We start from the raw sequence: 20,399 nt of genomic DNA, 5'->3' as shown, positions 1-20,399 counted from the left end.
CATTCTGATACAGCCCCCTATAATATGCGAACCATGATGCTGTAAAAATATGATATACTATTTTTAAATGGGGTGAATAAAATGAACGCTAATGAACCGAATGAAAAAAAGCAACATATTTTAGATGCTGCAATTAGTGTATTTATAGAAAATGGCTTTGAAGAAACAAGTATGCGTCAAATAGCCTCAGCTGCTGGGCTTACTACTGGTGCAATATATCATCATTTTAAGAACAAGGACGAGCTATTCTACCACGCAGTAAAGGAAGCTATGTACTTTGCTCAAAAACTTTCTGAAAAAGATGAAAGTAGTAATCTTAAAAGTACTGAAAATATGTTAAATGAAATTAGTAATAAAGTTAGAGAACGTATGTCTAAGGTTAATGAGCAACGCCTTTTGGTTTTATTAATAGGCTACGTATTATCCAAGGGTGGCTCTCTTAGCGAAAGCCTTAAACAAGATTATAATGAAATAATAAATAAGGTAGCAGATATGTACTTTTACGCATTTGGTATTGAAAATAAAAACTGTAAAAAAAGTCTTGCTGCTATTTTAATAGCAGCTCTAGATGGTGTTGCAATGCAATATTCCCTAGGGGTTTTAAAACAGGAAGATCAAGAATTTAAAGACACCTTTGTGAGATTTTTTGCAGAAAGTATTCCTGCATTTATGGAAAAAAATAAATCCTAAGCTAAGTTACATAAAACAAGGATACTTGTAATTTTTACATAGCATCCTTGTTTTTATATTGTTAAAATAAATAATATATGTGTGATTTTTATAATGAAAACTCTAATTGGTAATCTCTTGGGTCATTTTCATATAGTTCTTTATTTATTTCCACTGCTTCTTTACAGCCTAATGAAAAATAAAAAGCAATTGTTTCTTCAGCAGAACCTGCACAAATATAAATTTTATCTGCTTTCCACTCTCTTGCAGCATTAGCAGAAAGTACGAATAAATTTTTTCCTATTCCTTTATTTCTACATTCTAAGGTTATGAAAAGTTGATCTAATAAAACATAATTAAATTTTTCACCAAAAAATTCACGATTAACTGTTGAAAACCCCAGTAATTTGTTATTATCATCAAACGCAGCAATGGCACTTCCCCCACTTAAAATAGTTTTCTTCAAATTTCTTAGATGATATTCATAGCCGTTTGGCCAATCACAATCTTGGTAATTTATTTCTACTAATTTACGTTTGCCATCCACATCTCTCCATGCTTTTCCTATATATTGAGATGGATTCATTTTGTTTATATACTCACATTCCTCTAATTCTAATTTTCTATATATAACATTTGCCATACTTCTACCTCCAAATACTTATATAAAATAATCCTTTTCTATAACACTTTGAACTCCTTAGAAATTTTCTCTTGTCACTAATTTTTACAGTAACTTCACTTTTATATTTACTATTTACATAAACACATATTCTAGTAAAAGTCCAACAACTCAAACTTCAGTAAAATCTGTATTCTTAATTAAAATTTTATTTTCAATGAATAATTATAGAACTGTTATCCCAAAATAGTATAGAGATATCTAGTGGTCTCTCTTCACAATACTCTAAAAATTTTTTTCTTGCAATTGAATTGATTTTATCAATATTTAAAATTTAATTTATACAACCCATAAGTTAAGTGTTTATAGGCTTTAAGATACAATTTCAAAACAAATTGTATTTTCAAATTATTTATTATATAGGTTATTTATGTAAAGGTGACCATTAATTAATTGAAAATTCATTATGCTTTTCCACTTCACATTAGTGAAGATTCATGATAAACTTATTTTTACCAAAGAATTTCCTAGTAACAAATTTAAAGCCACTAAAACTTACTTTTTTATTTAACGTTATAGGAGGAAAATATTATGAAGAATCTAATGAAGAAATGGAATGGATTAAGTTTAGTAAAACGTATAATCATAGGTTTAATCATAGGTATTATATTAGCCGTAACCATTCCTAATGTAGCAAAACCATTATCAATTTTTGGATCTTTATTTGTAGGTGCTTTAAAAGGTATTGCACCTATCCTAGTCTTATTTTTGGTAACAAGTGCTATTTCACAACATAAAAGTGGTCATGAAACCAATATGAAGACCGTTATTATTCTTTATCTTTTAGGAACATTCTTCGCTGGACTAGTAGCTGTTATTGGAAGCTTTTTATTCCCGGTAAGCCTAACCCTTGTAGCTGGGGTAGAAAACATTACTCCTCCTGGCGGTGTAGTAGAAGTTCTTAAAGCATTACTATTAAACCTAGTTGATAATCCAGTAAAAGCTCTTTTTAATGCTAACTACATTGGTATATTAGCTTGGGCTGTAATTCTTGGTTTTGCCTTAAAAAATGCAGCAAGTTCTACTAAACTAATAATTTCTAATGTTTCCGATGCCTTATCTCAAATGGTTGTATGGGTAATAAACTTTGCACCATTAGGAATCATGGGACTTGTAGTTGATACTATCGTTACAAGTGGAATAGCTTCACTTCTTAGCTATGGAAAATTACTTTTACTTTTACTAGGAAGTATGATTTTTGTAGCTCTTGTTGTAAATCCAATTATGGTGTACGTAGCTATTCGTCAAAATCCATACCCACTTGTATTTAAATGCTTAAAAGAAAGTGGACTTACAGCATTCTTTACCCGTAGTTCTGCTGCTAATATTCCTGTAAATATGAGTTTATGTGAAGAACTTGGTTTAGATAAAGATACTTATTCAGTATCAATTCCATTGGGAGCCACAATTAACATGGCTGGTGCAGCTATTACTATTTCTGTTTTAACTCTTGCAGCTGTTCATACTCTTGGTATTAAAGTAGATATTGGTACAGCAATAATTCTTAGTGTACTTTCTGCGGTAAGTGCTTGTGGTGCTTCTGGAGTAGCTGGAGGTTCTCTATTACTTGTCCCTCTAGCATGTAGTTTATTCGGAGTCCCAAGTGACATTGCTATGCAAGTAGTTGGTGTAGGTTTTATCGTAGGTGTTATACAAGATTCTGCTGAAACTGCACTTAACTCATCTACAGATGCACTTTTCACAGCAACAGCTGAATTTAGCAAGTGGCGTAAAGAAGGTAAAAAAATAAATATTTCTAAATAAAAATTAAATACTAGTGTAATTCTTATATTTATAAAGATAAAAGCCTCCTTAGATAGCTTATAAACTATTCTAGGAGGTTTTAAACTATTATAATGAGTTTAAAATTAGAATCCAATTTTACATACCATGGATATAAAAAAGGTGATGAAATAATTCATCACCTAAATATTACTTCTTAAATATTCCAAAAGGTTTTCCAACAGGTAAAAATACTCTTCCAAAGTGAGTATTTAATACTGCTGCTGCTGAACCATAGAAAGATACTAAAGCTATTGCTAACTCAGAATAAGCAGCTAACATATGTGTTCTATGCTCCATTATTCCAAAAGTTGTTAGTGTTAATCCTAAGAATAGGAAATCTATCAATAGGAATATTGTAAATAACACCTTATGAGTTTCCATAGCACCTATAGTCATAAATATTGTAAAAATTAAATACCCTAGATAAGCAACTCCTAATTGATTTATGTCAGCTTTAGCTGCTAGGGCTGATCCAAATACTCCATTTTCAATTAACCAAGTAAAACCAACACCATACCAAAAGAATGCATAAGCACCAAAAGCAGTTGCTCCAAAAGTGTTGTTATGCTTAAAATCATTTAAACAAGCCAACAATTGTGCTGTTGCTCCTAAAAATATTGCCCATGGTAATACTAAAGATACTCCCTCTGTTAATCCTAATTTTTGAGATGATGCTACTAATGTTACCATTGCTAGTCCAAATAAACCTATTGCCGACGGATCAGCTACTACTACTTTAACCTTTGTTTCTTGCATAATATCCTCCTAATATAAGTTCACACAAATTTCATACTTTTAAACAATATCAAAAATATTATCCATTGTCAATAAAAATAATAATGTTTACATATTTATAAATCATTACTTTGAATTATATAAAGAACAATATATTGATATTAATATGCAAAATAAAAAAACCGCCACAATAAGTGACGGCTTACAACTAATAATTTTCTTTTCTAACTTCGAAATAACTTTGAGAATATTTGCATACAGGACAAACTTCAGGAGCCTTTTTTCCCATTACAAGATGTCCACAAACACGACATTCCCACATAGCTTCTTTACCTTTTTCAAATACCTGCTGCATTTCAATATTTTTTAGTAGTTTACGATAACGCTCTTCATGAGACTTTTCAATTGCAGCCACTCTACGGAATCTTTCAGCCAATTCCTTAAACCCTTCTGCTTCTGCATCCTTTGCAAAACCATCATACATGTCTGTCCACTCATAGTTTTCACCTTCAGCTGCATGTAAAAGATTTTCAGCAGTATTTCCCAAATTACCCAACTCTTCATACCATATACGAGCATGCTCTTGTTCATTTCTAGCTGTCATAAGAAAAATTTCAGCTAATTGATCATATCCTTCTCTTTGTGCAATATTGGCGAAGTATGTATATTTGTTTCTCGCCTGGCTTTCACCTGAGAAAGCTTCCATCAAATTCTTTTCTGTCTTTGTTCCTGCATAAATATTTTTAGTTTCTTTTTCTTCTTCAATTTTAACAAATACTGAGGCTGGTTGTTTACATTTAGGACATCTAAAACCTTCATGCAACTCCCCTTCATGAATATAACCACATACTGAACAACGATATCTTACCATTTTTATTCCCCCTAATTTAAAATTCTTTATTTGAAACTTTAATTATTTATTTTTTCACAATCCATTCCTACTATTTCTTATTATACCATATAATAATTAATTTCCCAATATTAATTAGACCCTCGAAGTTTTGTAATAGAATATATATCGTGCGTTTCTGTTACCATTAAATTAAATTTTTAAAAGTCTACTTAAATATTAGTCCCTTTTACCATTTCTATATTCTCTCATTAAACTGATAGCAGATAGGAATCCAATGTATAGTGGAATCATCACCAGCAAGATTGCAAAAAAGTCCCTTGCTGCAGAATATGATGACGTTGTAAATCCTTTAATACAAAGATGACCTAAAAGATATGACATAGACAAAAAGAGAATTTTTATTGTCACATTTTTTACTTTTTCATATCCCCGGAATACAAACATAATTATTCCACAAAGCATTACCAATGCTAAGTCAATAATTAAATAATATGCCAAAACAAGTCTTGGCAATGTGAAAATACCTCCACCAGGATTTTGGTCATTACCATATATTAATCTATCTTCACTTCCATTAGTCATATAATAGTACACGGAATCTACCACTTCACCATTTGGATTCAAAACAGTATTATTTGCAGGATTTTTAGCAATACTTCTGTTCCAAATACTATCCCATGCAGTTATATTGTAAACATAACCTGTGTTGTCATCATTAGGATAACTACTTATATCATATCCTGATACTTTATCACTGAATAAAGTAAGTACCGACCCATTATCCTTTTCTATTAAGGATACTATGTCTTCACTATAAGGAATATACTTTGGAGCAGTAAAAAAAGCAATTGTAATTGAAGCAATAACTATGGTCAACATAACAGAAAAAATAATTGTTTGGAGTTTTTTCTTACGCAAAGTAGCCTTTATATTTCTCAGTGGGGCTACATCTGTATCTATAGGTGGATTATTGCATAATCTCATCTCATCAAGCTGCTTTCTACAATCCTCACAAAAACTAATATGCTGTTCCACAATAATGCAAGTATCACTACTGGCAATATTTTCTATATATAAAGGCAAAAGGTCTCTAATCACATTACAAGTTACTTTCATTTATAATCCTCCATTCGCTCTTTGATCTTATTTATAGCACGGTGATACGTAACGCAAGCCCAGTTATCACTTTTTCCAAACAAGCATGCAATCTGCTTGAAGCTCAATTCTCCAAAAACTCGCAGTGAAAATACTTCTTTATATGGTTCGTCAAGATTATGAAGAATTTCGTGAATTTCCATAGATTCTTCTGTTGAAGATATTATTTGTTCAAAATTAAAATTATCTTTTTGTTCAGAAAGTTCATCTAAATGTACCGTTTTTTTCTTCTTGCGCAGAAAAGAAAAATAGCAATTTTTTGCAATTTGACATAACCACACTCGTATATCACAGTTTCCCTTAAATCTTTCAATAGATTTTATTGCCTTCATAAATGTTTCAGCTGTGATATCCTCTGCTATATGCCTATCTCCAGATAAACTATATATATACAAAAAAATATCTTTAAAATAATTTATATATATATCCTCAAACTCCGTCACTTTATCACCTCCTCACATATAAGACGCTTTTGATTTCATTATCTTACATTAATTTAAAAAAAATCTAAAAGCTAAAGAGAATTATCTATATATTTTTCAATCTATTCCATTATTGCCCTAATGTAAATTATGTTATAATATCCATTAATTATAAAATCATTAATATAATAAAATACTCTGCTATACTCAAATATATTGTCTTATCTTATGGTTCTTACAATTTTCTTGAATTAACATTTTTTTGCAATTAAGTTTTTTAGAACTTTATTTATATTAGAAAGGAACGAATATAAACACATTCCCATCTCCTTAAATTATATTTTTTAACTAAAATTAATTCTATTACTATAAAGTGAAAAATTTTTTATTAATTCACCTTAACATATAGATAACTGTTAATATATTTTTGTAATTATTATGTTCAAGGTTAAATTAAATAAGAGAACTTGCAATTAGTGAAAATAAATCATTTATAATACAAAACTAAAATAAGCTTTGAATCTCATTTGAAAGATTCAAAGCTTACTTAATTTACCATTATATTATCTTATCAAAGTTTTTAATAAAAAATTCTGTTTATTATTATTTTACGGCTTAAACTTCCATAATTATTGGTCGTCTTTTAATCTTCATATATATGAATTGTGATAGAGAATTTTTAACTGCAAATTTTATATTTCTTCTACTCATATCTTTAGCTGCTAATTTCTTTTCAACTTCTTTTAACACTAGGTCAGACTATTAAAATCCTAAATAAAACATATAAAATGCCATTAAAATTATAACTGCACCCAATGAAATTTTAAGCACTTTGCTGAACACTCCATATTTAGGACTTGTAGTAATTTTTGTTACAAATCCAATAGAAGTCCCTGCAATCAGTACCAATACACTATGTCCAATAGAGTAAAGGAGTAATAATATAATCCCCCATATTACATTTCCACTCCGAGCAACAATGCCAAGAAGAACAATTAATACTGGTGTTGCACAGGGGGACGAAAACACCCCTCCTAAAATTCCAGCAAGCAAGGCTCCTACATGCCCTTTCTTCGTATTTTTTGATAGAAGATAGGTGGAAGGTATAAAATTATAAATCTCCCATATCTGCAATGCCATCATTACCATTAGAATTCCTAATACTATATACCACCATTTACTTGTTGTGCCCATAAGCTTTCCTGCTAATGACGCCACCGTACCCATTGAGGTAAATGTAAGTGACATACCTATAGCAAATGTTAAGGAAAGACGAAATGCTTTTTTAGGATTATTTCCTCCAGTACCTCCAACATACCCAATTACTAAAGGAACGCTAGATAGTGCACAAGGTGTAACCGATGTTAATACTCCCGCTAGCAATGCCAATAACGGCGATATCCACATACTCTGAGAAATAAGCGTAGATAATGACTCTAGCCATTGGTTTATCATTCCTTCATCCCCATTTCTTTAAGTATAGATTTCAATTGTTCCGCCGTTAATCCTCCCTGATGTGCCGTAAATGCAACTTTTTCCGAATCACGATAGGTATACTGAACAAGCTCTACAATTTCATCCTTCTTAGGTGTATATGGGTTACCTTTACTATCAATTAAAATCTGAGTAGGGATTACTTGTACAGGATAATTAGTTGCTAAATCTTTATATTTCCATACATCAACGAATAAAACTATAGCTTTTCCTGCCAATTCCTCATTAAGATTCTTCAGCACTGGAGCCATTTCCTTGCAAGGAACACAGGAATCTGCACCAAAATCAATTACAATAGGTAATCCATAAGATTTTAATTCTTCTAAATCTATTTCTTCTGTAACATGCAATGGAAAGTACCCATCACCAGAACCTTTATTATTTGTATTTTTGTTGGTTTTATCACTTGTAGCTGGCGGAGCTGCTTCATCTAATTCAACACTTTTGTTTTTAAACATCCAAATTCCACCTATAACCGCTATAATTACTACTATGACAATAATTCTACCTGCCATAGCATTCTTTTTACTCTCTTCATTTTTTTGCATAAATCTAACTCCCCCTGTAATTTTATTTTTTTCAATTTACCTTAACTGATTTTTAAAATTGATCCTATAAGTTCATAAGTGTAAAGGTATTGAAGTTTTAGTGATATAGATAATTCTCTATGCGTTTATTCCTAAAAAGTGCATCGTATGACACGATACACTTATGTAAAAATTATTATACTTGTTCCTTTTAACATAGGAGATGTAAATACCTCTCCTACTGGTATATTTACAGTAGGAATAAACCAATAGTCATATAGACTATTGTCTATATACTTATTTATACTGTATTAGCCTATAAATGTCAATAACATTTATAATTATTTGTGAATGTTCACTTTTTATAATGTGAAATATTAAAAATGAAACCAATCTTAATTGATTGGTTTCATTTTTAATAGATTTTATTTTAGTAAATCATTTAGCTTATCATCTTTAATTTCATCAGGATTCCAAGGGATAACTGCAAAATTTCCATTAGAGTGTTCATCCACCTTATTAATCCACTGAATTTCATTACTTGCCTTTGCATGTAACATTTTATTTGTGGTGCCTGTTTGATATAAGGATGAATTAATAACCCACCATTTTGTTGCAATTTTTGCACGCTTTAAATCTTCTTCTAGTCGCATTGCTTCATATACTGGTGTGGCTTCTGCTAAGGTTACTATAATAACTTCTGTTTCGTCAGTGTTACGAAGTCTTGGCAACAACTTTTTAGCAGATTCAGGAATATCTCCCTGAGAGCGCTTAATCTCTTGATTATAGCTTTGAGTAGAATCAAGGAGAAGTAGTGTATGACCTGTTGGTGCAGTATCGATAACTACAACTTGATTTTCTGCCTTTTCAACTATTTGTGCAAAAGCACGGAATACTGCAATTTCCTGTGTGCACGGAGAACGTAAATCTTCTTCTACATAAGCTATATCCGCATCAGACATAGTCTCTCTTGCTTTAGATAGTACTTCCTCTTGATATTTTTTAAGCTCTTCATCTTCATCAATGTTACTCATAGTGATCCCTTTGGTTTCATCTATTATAAATTTAAGATGAGCTGCAGGATCTGTTGTGGTAAGATGTACTTTTTTCCCTTTTTTTGATAATCCTAAAGCAATAGCCGCAGCTATAGTGGTTTTACCAACACCACCCTTACCCATGGTGAAGATTACCTTCTTATTACTATTGTTAAGATCCTCAATTATATCTTTAAGCCCTGGTACTGTCTCAGCCTTTATTTTTTCATCTCTAACAATATAATTATCCTTAGTAAGCAATGCCCTTACATTATCCATTCCTGTGATATTATACGCTCTAAGAGGTATCATATATGTCGTAAGCGCCTTTAAACTTTGTGGAATATCTGCTAGGGCTCTTTGTTGTTTTTTATATAAGCTTTCAGATACGCTATCATCAAAAGAAGTTATAACACCATTGATAACCAATGTCTGATTTATCACTCCTATATCTGAAAGTTCATTTGATGCTCTTTCTGCTTCTTTAAGGGGTGATATCTCTGGACGGGATACAAGGATAAGTGTTGTCAATGTCTTATTTGCTAAAGTTTCCACTGCTTTTTTATAAACTTCTTTTTTACTCTCTAACCCAGAAAGCTGGCCTAAGCAAGATGCTCCATGAGTACTTTCACTAATAAAGTTACTCCAGGCAGAAGGAAGTTGTAACATTCTAAGTGTATGCCCTGTTGGTGCAGTATCAAAAATAATATTATCATATTCCTTTTCAACCTGTTCATCAGTGATAAACTTTGAAAACTCATTGAATGCTGCAATTTCAACAGTACAGGAACCTGATAGCTGTTCCTCCATATTATTTAGTACCGCATCTGGTAACTTACCTCTATAAGGCCCAATTACGCTTTCTCTGTATTCTGCAGCTGCTTGTATTGGATCTAGGTTTGCCACAGTAAGGTTAGGAACCTTATCTATTGAAACCCCTTTATTGTTAAGGGGAGTATTAAACACATCTTGAAGGTTTGATGCTGGATCAGTACTAATTAAAAGTACCTTTTTCCCGCTATCCGCAAGATTAACAGCTGTTGCACAAGCAGTAGAAGTTTTACCTACTCCTCCCTTGCCTGTATAAAAAAGATATTTTGTAAGTTCAATATTTTCTGGATTGAAAATTTCCATTTTAAATTTCCTCCTTTAGTTAATATTAGCAGCAATCTCCTCCTGAACATCCGCATCCACCTGATTTTTTAAATCTGCCCTTAACACCACTTGTTTGATTTCCTAATAATTCTCTTGGTATATTAAATATTTTTATAAACTCTTCATTTGTAGGATACCTACCTTCTATTATAATTTCACCTTCTAAAATAGTAACAGGTAATGAATCAACACCCTTAGTATTTATAAATTTATTCACTTCCTCATTAATTAAAAACTCTTGTGGTGAATTTGATAAGTTAAATCTTTCTACCTCAATACTATTATTTTTTAGTACATTAAGAACAGTTGAAATCCTTAAAAGTTCAGGGTCTACAGCAACTCCACAAAGTCCTGTTGAACAGCACATAGCTGGCTCATATATTGACATTTTTTTCATATAACACATCTCCTTAAAATTTATAATTTACTATTTTCTATCGGCTTTTTGCTGAGGGAACCAATGTTTTGTATTGTTTGCTATTCTTACAAGAATTAGCATTACAGGTACTTCCGTTAAAACTCCTACAGTAGTAGCAAGTGCTGCTGGTGATGTTGTACCAAACAATGCAATTGCAACAGCCACAGAAAGTTCAAAGAAGTTTGAAGCTCCAATCATTCCCCCTGGTGCTGAAATATTATGTGGCAATTTTATAGCCTTACTTGCAAAATATGCAATAAAGAAAATAAGGAAGGTCTGAATGGTAAGTGGTACTGCAATAAGCAGAATGTGTAACGGATTATTAAGAAAAACCTCTCCTTGGAATGCAAACAACAATATCAATGTTAAAAGTAATCCAATAGTTGTTGCATTATCAAACTTTGGCAAGAATTCATTTTCAAAATAATCTGTTCCTCTTTTTTTACTAATAAGTACCCTTGTTAGTATGCCTCCTACCAATGGTATTACTACAAAAAGTACTACTGATAAAATCAAGGTATCCCATGGAACACTGACATTACTTACACCCAACAAGAATTTTACAATAGGTACAAAGGCAATTAAAATTATAATATCATTAGTTGCAACCTGCACAACTGTATAAGCTGGGTTCCCTTTTGTTAGAGTACTCCACACAAAAACCATTGCTGTACATGGTGCTGCACCTAAAAGCACCGCTCCTGCTAGATATTCTTTTGCTAGGTCAGGTGTAATAAAGTTTTTAAATACAACATAGAAGAAAAATGCTGATATAGCATACATAGTAAATGGTTTAATTAGCCAATTAGTTATCCATGTTACATATAATCCCTTTGGATTTTTACCCACATTTTTAATACTTTGGAAGTCTACCTTCATCATCATAGGGTAAATCATTACCCATATTAATATAGCTACTGGTATAGATACCTTTGCATATTCAAATTTATTTAAAAATTCTGGAACCATAGGAAGAAATTTTCCAATAAGTACTCCTACCACCATACAAATGGCCACCCATATAGTTAAATATTTTTGAAAAAAACCTATCTCTGCTTTCTTTTCATTACTCATTATAATCACTCCTTAATCCCCCTAAGGGCTATTGTTTAAGTATTAATTGAAGTTTTATTTTAATTAATCTTAGTTTTATGTGTCTATTATGTGTCTTTAATATTGCACATATTTTTGCTTTTGCAACTATGACATTTCTCACTCTCATTTTCATAGTCTGGTGATTCTTTTAACTTTTCTTCAAGGTATAACCATAAATATTTATGTTCTTTTTTAAAATCTTCACTTATTTTGTAATACATCCACTGAGCTCGTTTGTAGCCATCTAGTATTCCACATTTTCTTAAAGTTGTTAAATGTCTTGAAACATTTGACTGTGTCATCTTTAGACACTCCTCAATCTCACACACACACATTTCATCATGCATGAGGAGCATAAGTATACGAAGTCTACTCTCCTCTGATAATGCCTTAAATATGTCAATCATTCCTACATCCCCTTCATATATATATTCTTATATACTCATACCATCATATAGTATGTTATTAAAAAGCCATTTGTTACAATGGTTTTTAATAAATATTATTTTTTGCCATTCTCTGAATGTACTTTACTAAATTGCTTGTGACCTCCGGAAAGATTATAAACTTTCTTAAAACCCTTATTAATGAGTATGTTTTGTGCTGCATTCCCTGTAACACCTTTGTTACAGTAAGTTACAGTTAAAATATCCTCATTCATATTTTTTACAGCATCTCTAAGTTCTCCATGAGGAATATTTTCAGCAGTATTAACATGCCCTTTTTTATATTGTTCTGCCACTCTGGCATCAATCAGTACATATTTTTCCCCTGATTCTATTAAATTATCCAAGGACTGTGCATCTATTATAGGTCTACCTTTATTAATTGCATTATCCAATATCATTCCAGTATACATAACAGGGTCTTTTGTAGTAGAAAATGGCGGTGCGTAAGCTAAGTCAAGGTGGAATAAATCTTCAACTTTTGCTTTAAAGGTTATGGCTGTGACAAACACATCAATTCTTTTATCTACTCCTTCAAAGCCTACTATTTGGACCCCTAAAAGCCTACCTGTTTCTTTATCAGCTATGGCTTTTATAACCATTTCTTTACCACCCATATATTCTGGCTTATTTGGTTTTATGTTATGGCATACCACAACATCATAGCCTTGCTCTCTTGCTTCTCTCTCTGAAAGTCCAGTTTCACCAACTGACATATCAAATATTTTAAATATCCCTGTACCTAGTACACCTCTGAACTCTAAGCTTCCATTCGTTGCACTATTACCTGCAATTCTACCAGTTTTATTTGCAGTTGAACCAAGAGGTCTATACACGGCTTTTCCTGTTACAACATGATATTGCTCAATGCAATCACCACAAGCGTAGATATCCTTTATGTTAGTTTCCATTTTTGTATTTACCTTGATAGCACCAGCTATACCTAGATCTATCCCTATAGCTTTTGCAAGGTCAGTATTAGGACGTACCCCTGTAGCTACTAACACCATATCAGCTTGAATTGCTTTTCCATCAGATAAAATTACACTATTCCTATGAATTTCACTTACAGAAGAATTCGTCAAAACCGTAACTCCATTCTTTTCAAGATGGTCTTTTACGTATACCGCCATATCACTATCAAGTCCAGGTGTAACCTGAGGTAACAGGTCAATAACCGTTACTTCCATCCCAAGGCTTTTTAAATTCTCACACACTTCAAGGCCGATAAATCCTGTGCCTATAATAGCTACAGATTTTGGTTTATTGAAGTCAATAAATGTTTTTATCTTGTTCATATCTCCTATATTTCTCAATTTAAAAACATTTTCACCCTGAACACCACTTATTGGGGGAATCAACACACTAGCACCAGTAGCAATGATTAATTTATCATAGGTATCAGTATATATCTTACCTGATGAAATTTTCTTTACTTCCACGGTTTTTCTTTGAGGGTTTATGGATAAAACCTCATGAAGAGTTAAAATATCAACATTATATTTACTCTTAAAAAATGCTGAATCACGAGGTGTTAAATCATCTGCACTCCCTATTTTATCGCCAATATAATAGGGCATACCACAACCTGAATAAGATATAAAACTATCTTTTTCATAAACAACAATCTCAACATCCTCATTGTTCCTTCTAGCCTTGGCAGCAGCAGATGTACCCGCAGCCACAGCACCAATAATTATTATTCTCATCTTACACCTTCCCACTTTTAATTTTTTTTATCAATTTACAAAAGAGTACTGGTACATTATTTTTCACAACAAATATATCTTTACACACCCTTTCAATTAATATTCTAACAACAATATTATTTCAGCTCATAGTTAACTTTCTTCTTACTTTAAATCTCATAAAACATTTTTATACAATTACTATATGAGCATTTACTCATATAGTAATATACAAAATACAATATTTCAATAGTTTTTATTACTTTTTTAATTGTCCATGATTATTATTTGATACATCTATAGTATTTACATTATCCCATGACTACCCGTTCTAAATTCTCACCTCCCTCAAAGTGGGAGTAAATAGCTACTACGTCCCTGGATAACGATAAACACCATTGCAAGTATTTTAATCGGCAAGGGCGTTGGACCTGATACTATGCTTGACTTTAATTATTGGTGGTGCGGGTGCCAGCATACCTAGAGTATCCTTGCTAAGTTCTATTTTAAAGAAAAAATAATGATAAGATATAAAGCCTACCTTAACAATGAACCTCTTGAAACTAGTTGTAATTTAGCTATTGCCACCTTTGGAATCTACCGGAGTGGTAGTAGGATAGATAGAAAAAGAGTGCTATAACAATTAATTTTTAAGTTAGTTGTTATAGCTGCTCTTTGTTTTGCTATTTTGTAGTTTCTTATAGGTTGCATTTGGATTTATTAACACAGTTCTAGGCATCAGGGAAAGTTTTATTTACCCTGATGCTTAAAAAGTTATCATTATTTTGAAACATTTTCTTTTATCACTGTTTTTGATAGTATAGCCACTAATACCATAGCAATTGATGCAATTATAAATACCATACCTATACCATACTTGTCTAATACAATACTATTAAGATTAGTCCCTACAGCACCTCCTACAAACATACAAAATGAGGCTAGTGACATGGCAGTTCCTCTAAGCTTTGGTAATTTATCTTGTGCTGCATTAACTAATGTAGATTGCATAGCAATAAACGCTAAACCAAATCCTATTAACCCAAGACCTATTAAAATAATATTTGCTGATTTAGCTATTGTGAATAATGATATAGCACCTAGTATACCCGCTACTAATAAAAATTTATCCTTTAATCTACCTCTAACCATTGGTGCCATTCTACCTCCAACTACAGTTGCAATTCCAAATAGAGTTAGTATTAAACCAACAACAAATACATTATATCCTGTTCTGCCTCCAACTAATTGTCCTGTAAATGTAAAGCTTCCAAATACACTAAAGCCAACTAAGAATATTGTTCCTACTGTTTTTAATAAATCTTTACTTTCTAAAGCTTTTTTATAAACACTAATAAATTGGATTTTTCCATTGGAAACTTTACTTTTAGGTAATACTTTAACCATAATTAAGGCAATTATTAATTCTCCTAACCCATATATAAAGTAAACTAGTCTCCATGATCCAAAGTAAGCTAGAGCTCCACCAACAACTGTAGCTGATGCTCCACCTAAAAACATCATTCCCATAACCTTGCCTATTGATTTTTGTCTATTACTATCACTTGAGTTTTCACCAACTAAAGCCATTGTAACAGGAAATATTCCAGCACCAAAGGCGCCATTCATAGCCCTTAAAAATATAAGTGATGGTAAATTAAATGAGAAAGCACCTAGCATACTAAATATTGCTGTACCAAAGGCTGCAATGTTAATAACTTTTGTTTTCCCATATTTATCTCCTAGTGGTCCTATTATAATAGTAAATAACCCGAAGGTTAACATATAAGCTGTAACTGATAATGAAGCTTGGCTAATAGTTAATCCTAAATCACTAGCTATATTACCAAGCAAGGGAGAAACAGCATAGTTATCTCCGTTAGCGAAAAACGCCATTATTCCTAATATCATAATAATTGAATTACTTTTCTTATTCTCCATTTTTAAACCTTCTTCCTTTGTTTTATTTATTTTTATCATTTAATCTTTATGTTAAAAAATTCCCTTAAGGCATTTACTTTTTCATCGGTTAAACTATATTTTATCCATGTTCCATTCTTAACTGCTATAACTAATCCGCATTCAGTTAATATTTTCATATGATAGGAAAGTGTAGGTTGTGTTATATTGAAGTTCTCTAAAATATTACAAGCACATAAGGGACCATCTGATAATATATGAATAATATTTAGCCTTGTTTCATCTGATAATGCCTTAAACATTGTTACATATTCAGCATAACTGTATTTCATTTCTTCGCCTCCTTAAAGTGAACATATTATGTATTAAATAAGGTAATTTAAAGATATAATATTAGGCGGGTATACTCTTCCCGCCTAATTAGTATTTATAATTACTTTAAATTACTTTAGTTATTAAACTAAATTTTTTAGTATCATATAAAAAATGATTCTTATATTTTTTAATACTATATTATTAGCCTTCTTGATATTTTTATTTAAAGTTTTCAAGAATTTTTATAATTTCTTTTGGTTTTAATACCTTTCCAAAGGAAACAACTTTTTCATTAATAACTAGTGCTGGAGTTGTCATTACCCCAAAAGCCATAATGTCCTTAAAATCCATAACTTTAATTATCTCAGCTTCCATCCCTGTTTCTTTTAATGCTATTTCAGTATTTTCTTTTAATGTAACGCATTTTTTACATCCTGATCCTAGAATCTTAATTATCATACATATCACTCCTTAAATATTATTTTTAAAAACCTAAATAAAATATATTCTATTAAAATTAAATATATTAACAAATATTCTTATAGCAGAAGATAACCAAAGGCATTAAAAACATAACCTATGATAATAATTCCTATAGTAACAATTCCTATGAATGTACCTAAAAGTTTTGGCTTAACTACTTTCTTTAGCATAATCATAGATGGAAGGGAAAGTGCAGTTACACCCATCATAAATGATAGTGCTGTACCAATTCCTACTCCTTTAAGCACTAATGCTTCTGCAATTGGTAGAGTTCCAAAAATATCAGCATACATAGGAACTCCTACAAAAGTTGCTATTAGAACAGAATACCATTTATCCTGACCAAGAACAGCAGCAATTACATTCTCTGGAATCCAGTTATGAATTGCAGCTCCAATTCCTACACCGATTAAAATATAAAGCCATACTTTTTTTATAATGTCCAAAACCTGGTTTTTAGCAAAAATCATCCTATCTTTTTTAGTTAGCTCTTCTTGCTCTGCATCAATCATCTTATTGTTAAAAACGAAGGACTCTACATATTTTTCAAGTTTCAATTTACTAATAATTGAGCCTCCAATAACTGCAAGAACAAGACCTACAACCACATAAGCAATTGCAATCTTCCAGTTAAATATGCTTGCAAGCAAAATAACGGAAGCTAAATCTACAAGAGGTGAAGATATTAAGAATGAAAATGTAACCCCTATTGGTAGACCTGCACTAGTAAATCCTATAAATAAAGGAATAGATGAGCAGGAACAAAAGGGTGTAACAGTTCCAAGTAAGGCACCCAATATATTGGCCCAAATACCATTAAATCTTCCTAAAATTTTCTTAGTTCTCTCTGGTGGGAAGAAACTTTGTATATATGAAATTAAGAATATTAATACTGAAAGTAGTATAAATATCTTTATAACATCATATATAAAGAAGTGAATACTTCCTCCAATTCTGCTATTAACATCTAGGCCAAATAAATTTTTTACGATAAGTGTAACTAAATTACTAAGCCATTCCATTTTCAATAGTTGGTTATTTAACCATTCAAATATAAACACATTCCCATCTCCTTAAATTATATTTTTTAACTAAAATTAATTCTATTACTATAAAGTGAAAAATTTTTTATTAATTCACCTTAACATATAGATAATCATCTATATCCATTATATGACTACACATAGATACCTGTCAATATGTTTTTGTAATTATTATTTTAGGGCTCAAAATAAATAAGCTTTGAATCTTATTTACACGATTCAAAGCTTACTTAATTTACTATTATATTATCTTATCAAAGTTTTTTAATAAAAATTTCTGCTTATTATTGTTTTACAGCTTAAACTTCCATAATTATTGGCATAATTATTGGTCGTCTTTTAATCTTCATATATATGAATTGTGATAGAGAATTTTTAACTGCAAATTTTATATTTCTTCTACTCATATCTTTGGCTGTTAATTTCTTTTCAACTTCTTTTAATACAATGTCTCTTGCATCATTAATTATGTTTTCTGATTCTCTAACATAAACAAAACCTCTAGTTATTATATCTGGTCCTGCTACTATAGTATAAGAATCTTTTTTAATTGTAATTACTACCGTTAGAATTCCATCCTGTGCTAATAATTTTCTATCATGTAATACACTACTTCCAACATCTCCTACACCTAGTCCATCTACCATTATTGCTCCTGTTTTTACTTTACCTGATATGGTAGCAGCTTTGCTATGCACTTCCAATACATCACCAACTTGGGATACAAATATATTAGACTTATCCATACCTAACTTCTCAGCAAGTAATCCATGCTGCATTAAATGACGATACTCTCCATGAACCGGCATAAAATATTTTGGTTTAACTAAAGAGTGGATCAGCTTTAATTCCTCTTGACAAGCATGCCCTGAAACATGGATTTCTTCTAAGGAATTATATATAACTTCAGCCCCCCTTTTAAATAAATCATTTATTACATTGGATATACACTTTTCATTTCCTGGTATTGGAGATGCAGATATAATAACCAAATCACCTTTTTCTACTTGGACACTTCGGTGTATTCCTGCAGCAATTCTTGTAAGTGCAGACATCGGCTCACCTTGGCTACCAGTTGTGATTATTGTAATGTTTTCACTATCATACTTACCAATGTCATTTATACCAACAATACTCTCTTCAGGAATGTTTAAATACCCAAGATTCATTGCTACTTGAGATATTTTTTCCATACTTCTTCCACTAAAGGCTATTTTCCTTTCATAGAAAATAGACGCATTTACAATCTGCTGTAACCTATGGATATTTGATGCGAAGGTTGCCACTATTACTCTTCCAGTTGCTTTACCAAAAATCCTATTAAGAGATTCTCCAATTACCTTTTCTGATATGGTGTATCCTTGACGTTCCACATTGGTACTATCAGCAAGTAACAATAACACCCCTTGCTTTCCCAAGGTTGAAAGTCTTTGTAAATCCATAACCTCTCCATCAATTGGAGTATAATCTACTTTAAAGTCTCCTGTGTGAACAACTCTACCAATAGGTGTATGCACTGCAATAGCACAGGAATCTGCAATGCTATGACTATTTCTTATAAATTCTACACTTATATTTTCTAATTTAATAGTATTTCCAGCTTTTACAACATTAAGGTCACAATCTTTTAGTACATTATGCTCTTCTAATTTACTTTCCACCAATCCTAAAGTTAGACGGGTTCCATACACTGGAACATTAAGTTGTTTTAACACATACGGTAATGCTCCTATATGATCCTCATGTCCATGAGTCAAGAAAAAGCCCTTTACTTTATCCTTATTTTCTAGCAAATAAGTTACGTCTGGAATTACTAAATCAACCCCATACATATCAGGCTCTGGAAATGAAATCCCACAATCTATTACAATAATTTCATCCTTATATTCTATGGCTGTTATATTTTTACCGATTTCTCCTAGTCCCCCTAGAGAAATAACCCTAATTTTATTTTTAATCTTACTTTTCAAAACATATCCTCCTATTATAGACTAAGTTTATATTCTTTCTCCTCGTTTTAACTTTTCAATAAACTCAGTTAAATCACTTCTTTTTACTCTCCAATGTCTACCAATTTTAAAGGCTGGAATTTTCCCTTCTTGCACTAGTTTATATGTAGTAACTTCACTTATTTTGAAATATTCTGCCACCTCACTAACAGTCATAATCTCATTATCACTCATATTATCATTCATTAAAATTTACCCCCATTTATGTTTAGGATCTTTCTATTTGCTTTTAATTTAAAATCTAAATATGTTAATTCACAAGTTAAGTTTTCTACTTACCCTTGACTTATTCAATTTTTATCACTTATATATCATTATATATATATAGTTATAATTAATCAAGTTAGATTAAACTATACTTTGATTAGTTATATTATATTTAAAATTATTATGTTAAAATATAAATGATTATATTTAATTATATTTATACCCAAATACAATTAAATTTATTACTCAATAGTAACACAAGAT

General features: G+C 31.2%; 21 protein-coding genes. 2 read left to right on the top strand and 19 right to left on the bottom strand.

The genetic code is table 11. From position 1 onward, the window contains the following. Positions 1-81: 81 nt before the first annotated feature. A complete protein-coding gene (locus tag B2694_RS11310) occupies positions 82-690 on the top strand; it encodes a TetR family transcriptional regulator (protein WP_150844989.1) in 609 nt (202 codons plus the stop codon). Positions 691-778: 88 nt separating this feature from the next. On the opposite strand, the gene B2694_RS11305 is transcribed toward B2694_RS11310, so the two are convergent. Further along, positions 779-1,312: a GNAT family N-acetyltransferase gene (locus B2694_RS11305; protein ID WP_346885830.1), complete on the bottom strand. Its 534-nt coding sequence runs from the start codon at positions 1,310-1,312 to the stop codon at positions 779-781. 570 nt (positions 1,313-1,882) lie between these two features. Here B2694_RS11305 and sstT point away from each other — a divergent pair. Beyond that, positions 1,883-3,115, top strand: coding sequence for a serine/threonine transporter SstT (gene sstT / locus B2694_RS11300; RefSeq protein ID WP_346885829.1), 1,233 nt, complete (start codon positions 1,883-1,885; stop codon positions 3,113-3,115). A gap of 168 nt (positions 3,116-3,283) precedes the next feature. Here sstT and B2694_RS11295 read toward each other — a convergent pair whose 3' ends face one another. The 18 genes from B2694_RS11295 to B2694_RS11210 form a co-directional block, all read right to left on the bottom strand. Beyond that, positions 3,284-3,892 carry an acetate uptake transporter gene (locus B2694_RS11295; protein WP_346885828.1) on the bottom strand — a complete coding sequence of 203 codons (609 nt, stop codon included), beginning with the start codon at positions 3,890-3,892 and terminating at the stop codon, positions 3,284-3,286. A 187-nt stretch (positions 3,893-4,079) separates the two neighbouring features. Next, a complete protein-coding gene (gene rbr / locus B2694_RS11290; protein WP_346885827.1) occupies positions 4,080-4,742 on the bottom strand; it encodes a rubrerythrin in 663 nt (220 codons plus the stop codon). A 198-nt stretch (positions 4,743-4,940) separates the two neighbouring features. Continuing rightward, positions 4,941-5,840: a zf-HC2 domain-containing protein gene (locus B2694_RS11285; protein WP_346885826.1), complete on the bottom strand. Its 900-nt coding sequence runs from the start codon at positions 5,838-5,840 to the stop codon at positions 4,941-4,943. Beyond that, positions 5,837-6,322: a sigma-70 family RNA polymerase sigma factor gene (locus tag B2694_RS11280; RefSeq protein WP_346885825.1), complete on the bottom strand. Its 486-nt coding sequence runs from the start codon at positions 6,320-6,322 to the stop codon at positions 5,837-5,839. Before B2694_RS11280 ends, B2694_RS11285 begins: the two co-directional genes overlap by 4 nt. 594 nt (positions 6,323-6,916) lie before the next feature. Beyond that, complete coding sequence (locus B2694_RS11275; RefSeq protein WP_346885824.1) at positions 6,917-7,051, bottom strand: hypothetical protein; 135 nt, start codon at positions 7,049-7,051, stop codon at positions 6,917-6,919. Positions 7,052-7,063: 12 nt separating this feature from the next. After that, positions 7,064-7,756, bottom strand: coding sequence for a cytochrome c biogenesis CcdA family protein (locus tag B2694_RS11270; protein WP_346885823.1), 693 nt, complete (start codon positions 7,754-7,756; stop codon positions 7,064-7,066). After that, entirely contained in the window at positions 7,753-8,343 is a 591-nt protein-coding gene (locus B2694_RS11265; RefSeq protein ID WP_346885822.1) for a thioredoxin family protein, read from the bottom strand. The genes B2694_RS11270 and B2694_RS11265 overlap by 4 nt, the downstream gene beginning before the upstream one ends. 404 nt (positions 8,344-8,747) lie before the next feature. Further along, a complete protein-coding gene (gene arsA, locus B2694_RS11260) occupies positions 8,748-10,490 on the bottom strand; it encodes an arsenical pump-driving ATPase (RefSeq protein WP_346885821.1) in 1,743 nt (580 codons plus the stop codon). Between the two features lie 25 nt (positions 10,491-10,515). Beyond that, positions 10,516-10,908 (bottom strand): arsenite efflux transporter metallochaperone ArsD, encoded by a 393-nt coding sequence (arsD, locus tag B2694_RS11255; protein ID WP_346885820.1) that lies wholly within the window; start codon positions 10,906-10,908, stop codon positions 10,516-10,518. A 30-nt stretch (positions 10,909-10,938) separates the two neighbouring features. Next, positions 10,939-12,003 carry an ACR3 family arsenite efflux transporter gene (gene arsB / locus B2694_RS11250; RefSeq protein WP_346885819.1) on the bottom strand — a complete coding sequence of 355 codons (1,065 nt, stop codon included), beginning with the start codon at positions 12,001-12,003 and terminating at the stop codon, positions 10,939-10,941. Between the two features lie 86 nt (positions 12,004-12,089). Continuing rightward, a complete protein-coding gene (locus B2694_RS11245; protein ID WP_346885818.1) occupies positions 12,090-12,431 on the bottom strand; it encodes a metalloregulator ArsR/SmtB family transcription factor in 342 nt (113 codons plus the stop codon). Between the two features lie 95 nt (positions 12,432-12,526). Next, a complete protein-coding gene (locus tag B2694_RS11240) occupies positions 12,527-14,179 on the bottom strand; it encodes an FAD-dependent oxidoreductase (protein WP_346885817.1) in 1,653 nt (550 codons plus the stop codon). A 759-nt stretch (positions 14,180-14,938) separates the two neighbouring features. After that, a complete protein-coding gene (locus B2694_RS11235; RefSeq protein ID WP_346885816.1) occupies positions 14,939-16,099 on the bottom strand; it encodes an MFS transporter in 1,161 nt (386 codons plus the stop codon). A gap of 35 nt (positions 16,100-16,134) precedes the next feature. Continuing rightward, positions 16,135-16,410, bottom strand: a complete 276-nt coding sequence (locus tag B2694_RS11230; protein WP_346885815.1) for a metalloregulator ArsR/SmtB family transcription factor — start codon at positions 16,408-16,410, stop codon at positions 16,135-16,137. Between the two features lie 202 nt (positions 16,411-16,612). Beyond that, complete coding sequence (locus B2694_RS11225; protein ID WP_346885814.1) at positions 16,613-16,852, bottom strand: thioredoxin family protein; 240 nt, start codon at positions 16,850-16,852, stop codon at positions 16,613-16,615. An 80-nt stretch (positions 16,853-16,932) separates the two neighbouring features. Then, positions 16,933-17,937: a permease gene (locus B2694_RS11220; RefSeq protein WP_346885813.1), complete on the bottom strand. Its 1,005-nt coding sequence runs from the start codon at positions 17,935-17,937 to the stop codon at positions 16,933-16,935. A gap of 281 nt (positions 17,938-18,218) precedes the next feature. Continuing rightward, positions 18,219-19,889 (bottom strand): ribonuclease J, encoded by a 1,671-nt coding sequence (locus tag B2694_RS11215; protein WP_346885812.1) that lies wholly within the window; start codon positions 19,887-19,889, stop codon positions 18,219-18,221. Positions 19,890-19,916: 27 nt separating this feature from the next. Further along, positions 19,917-20,114 (bottom strand): helix-turn-helix domain-containing protein, encoded by a 198-nt coding sequence (locus tag B2694_RS11210; protein ID WP_198028608.1) that lies wholly within the window; start codon positions 20,112-20,114, stop codon positions 19,917-19,919. Between the last annotated feature and the right edge of the window lie 285 nt (positions 20,115-20,399).

Source organism: Clostridium sp. UBA4395, from assembly GCF_002390995.1.
In the GTDB taxonomy this organism is placed as follows: Bacteria; Bacillota; Clostridia; order Clostridiales; family Clostridiaceae; genus Clostridium_J; species Clostridium_J sulfidigenes.
This window is presented reverse-complemented; position numbering and strand designations above follow the sequence as displayed.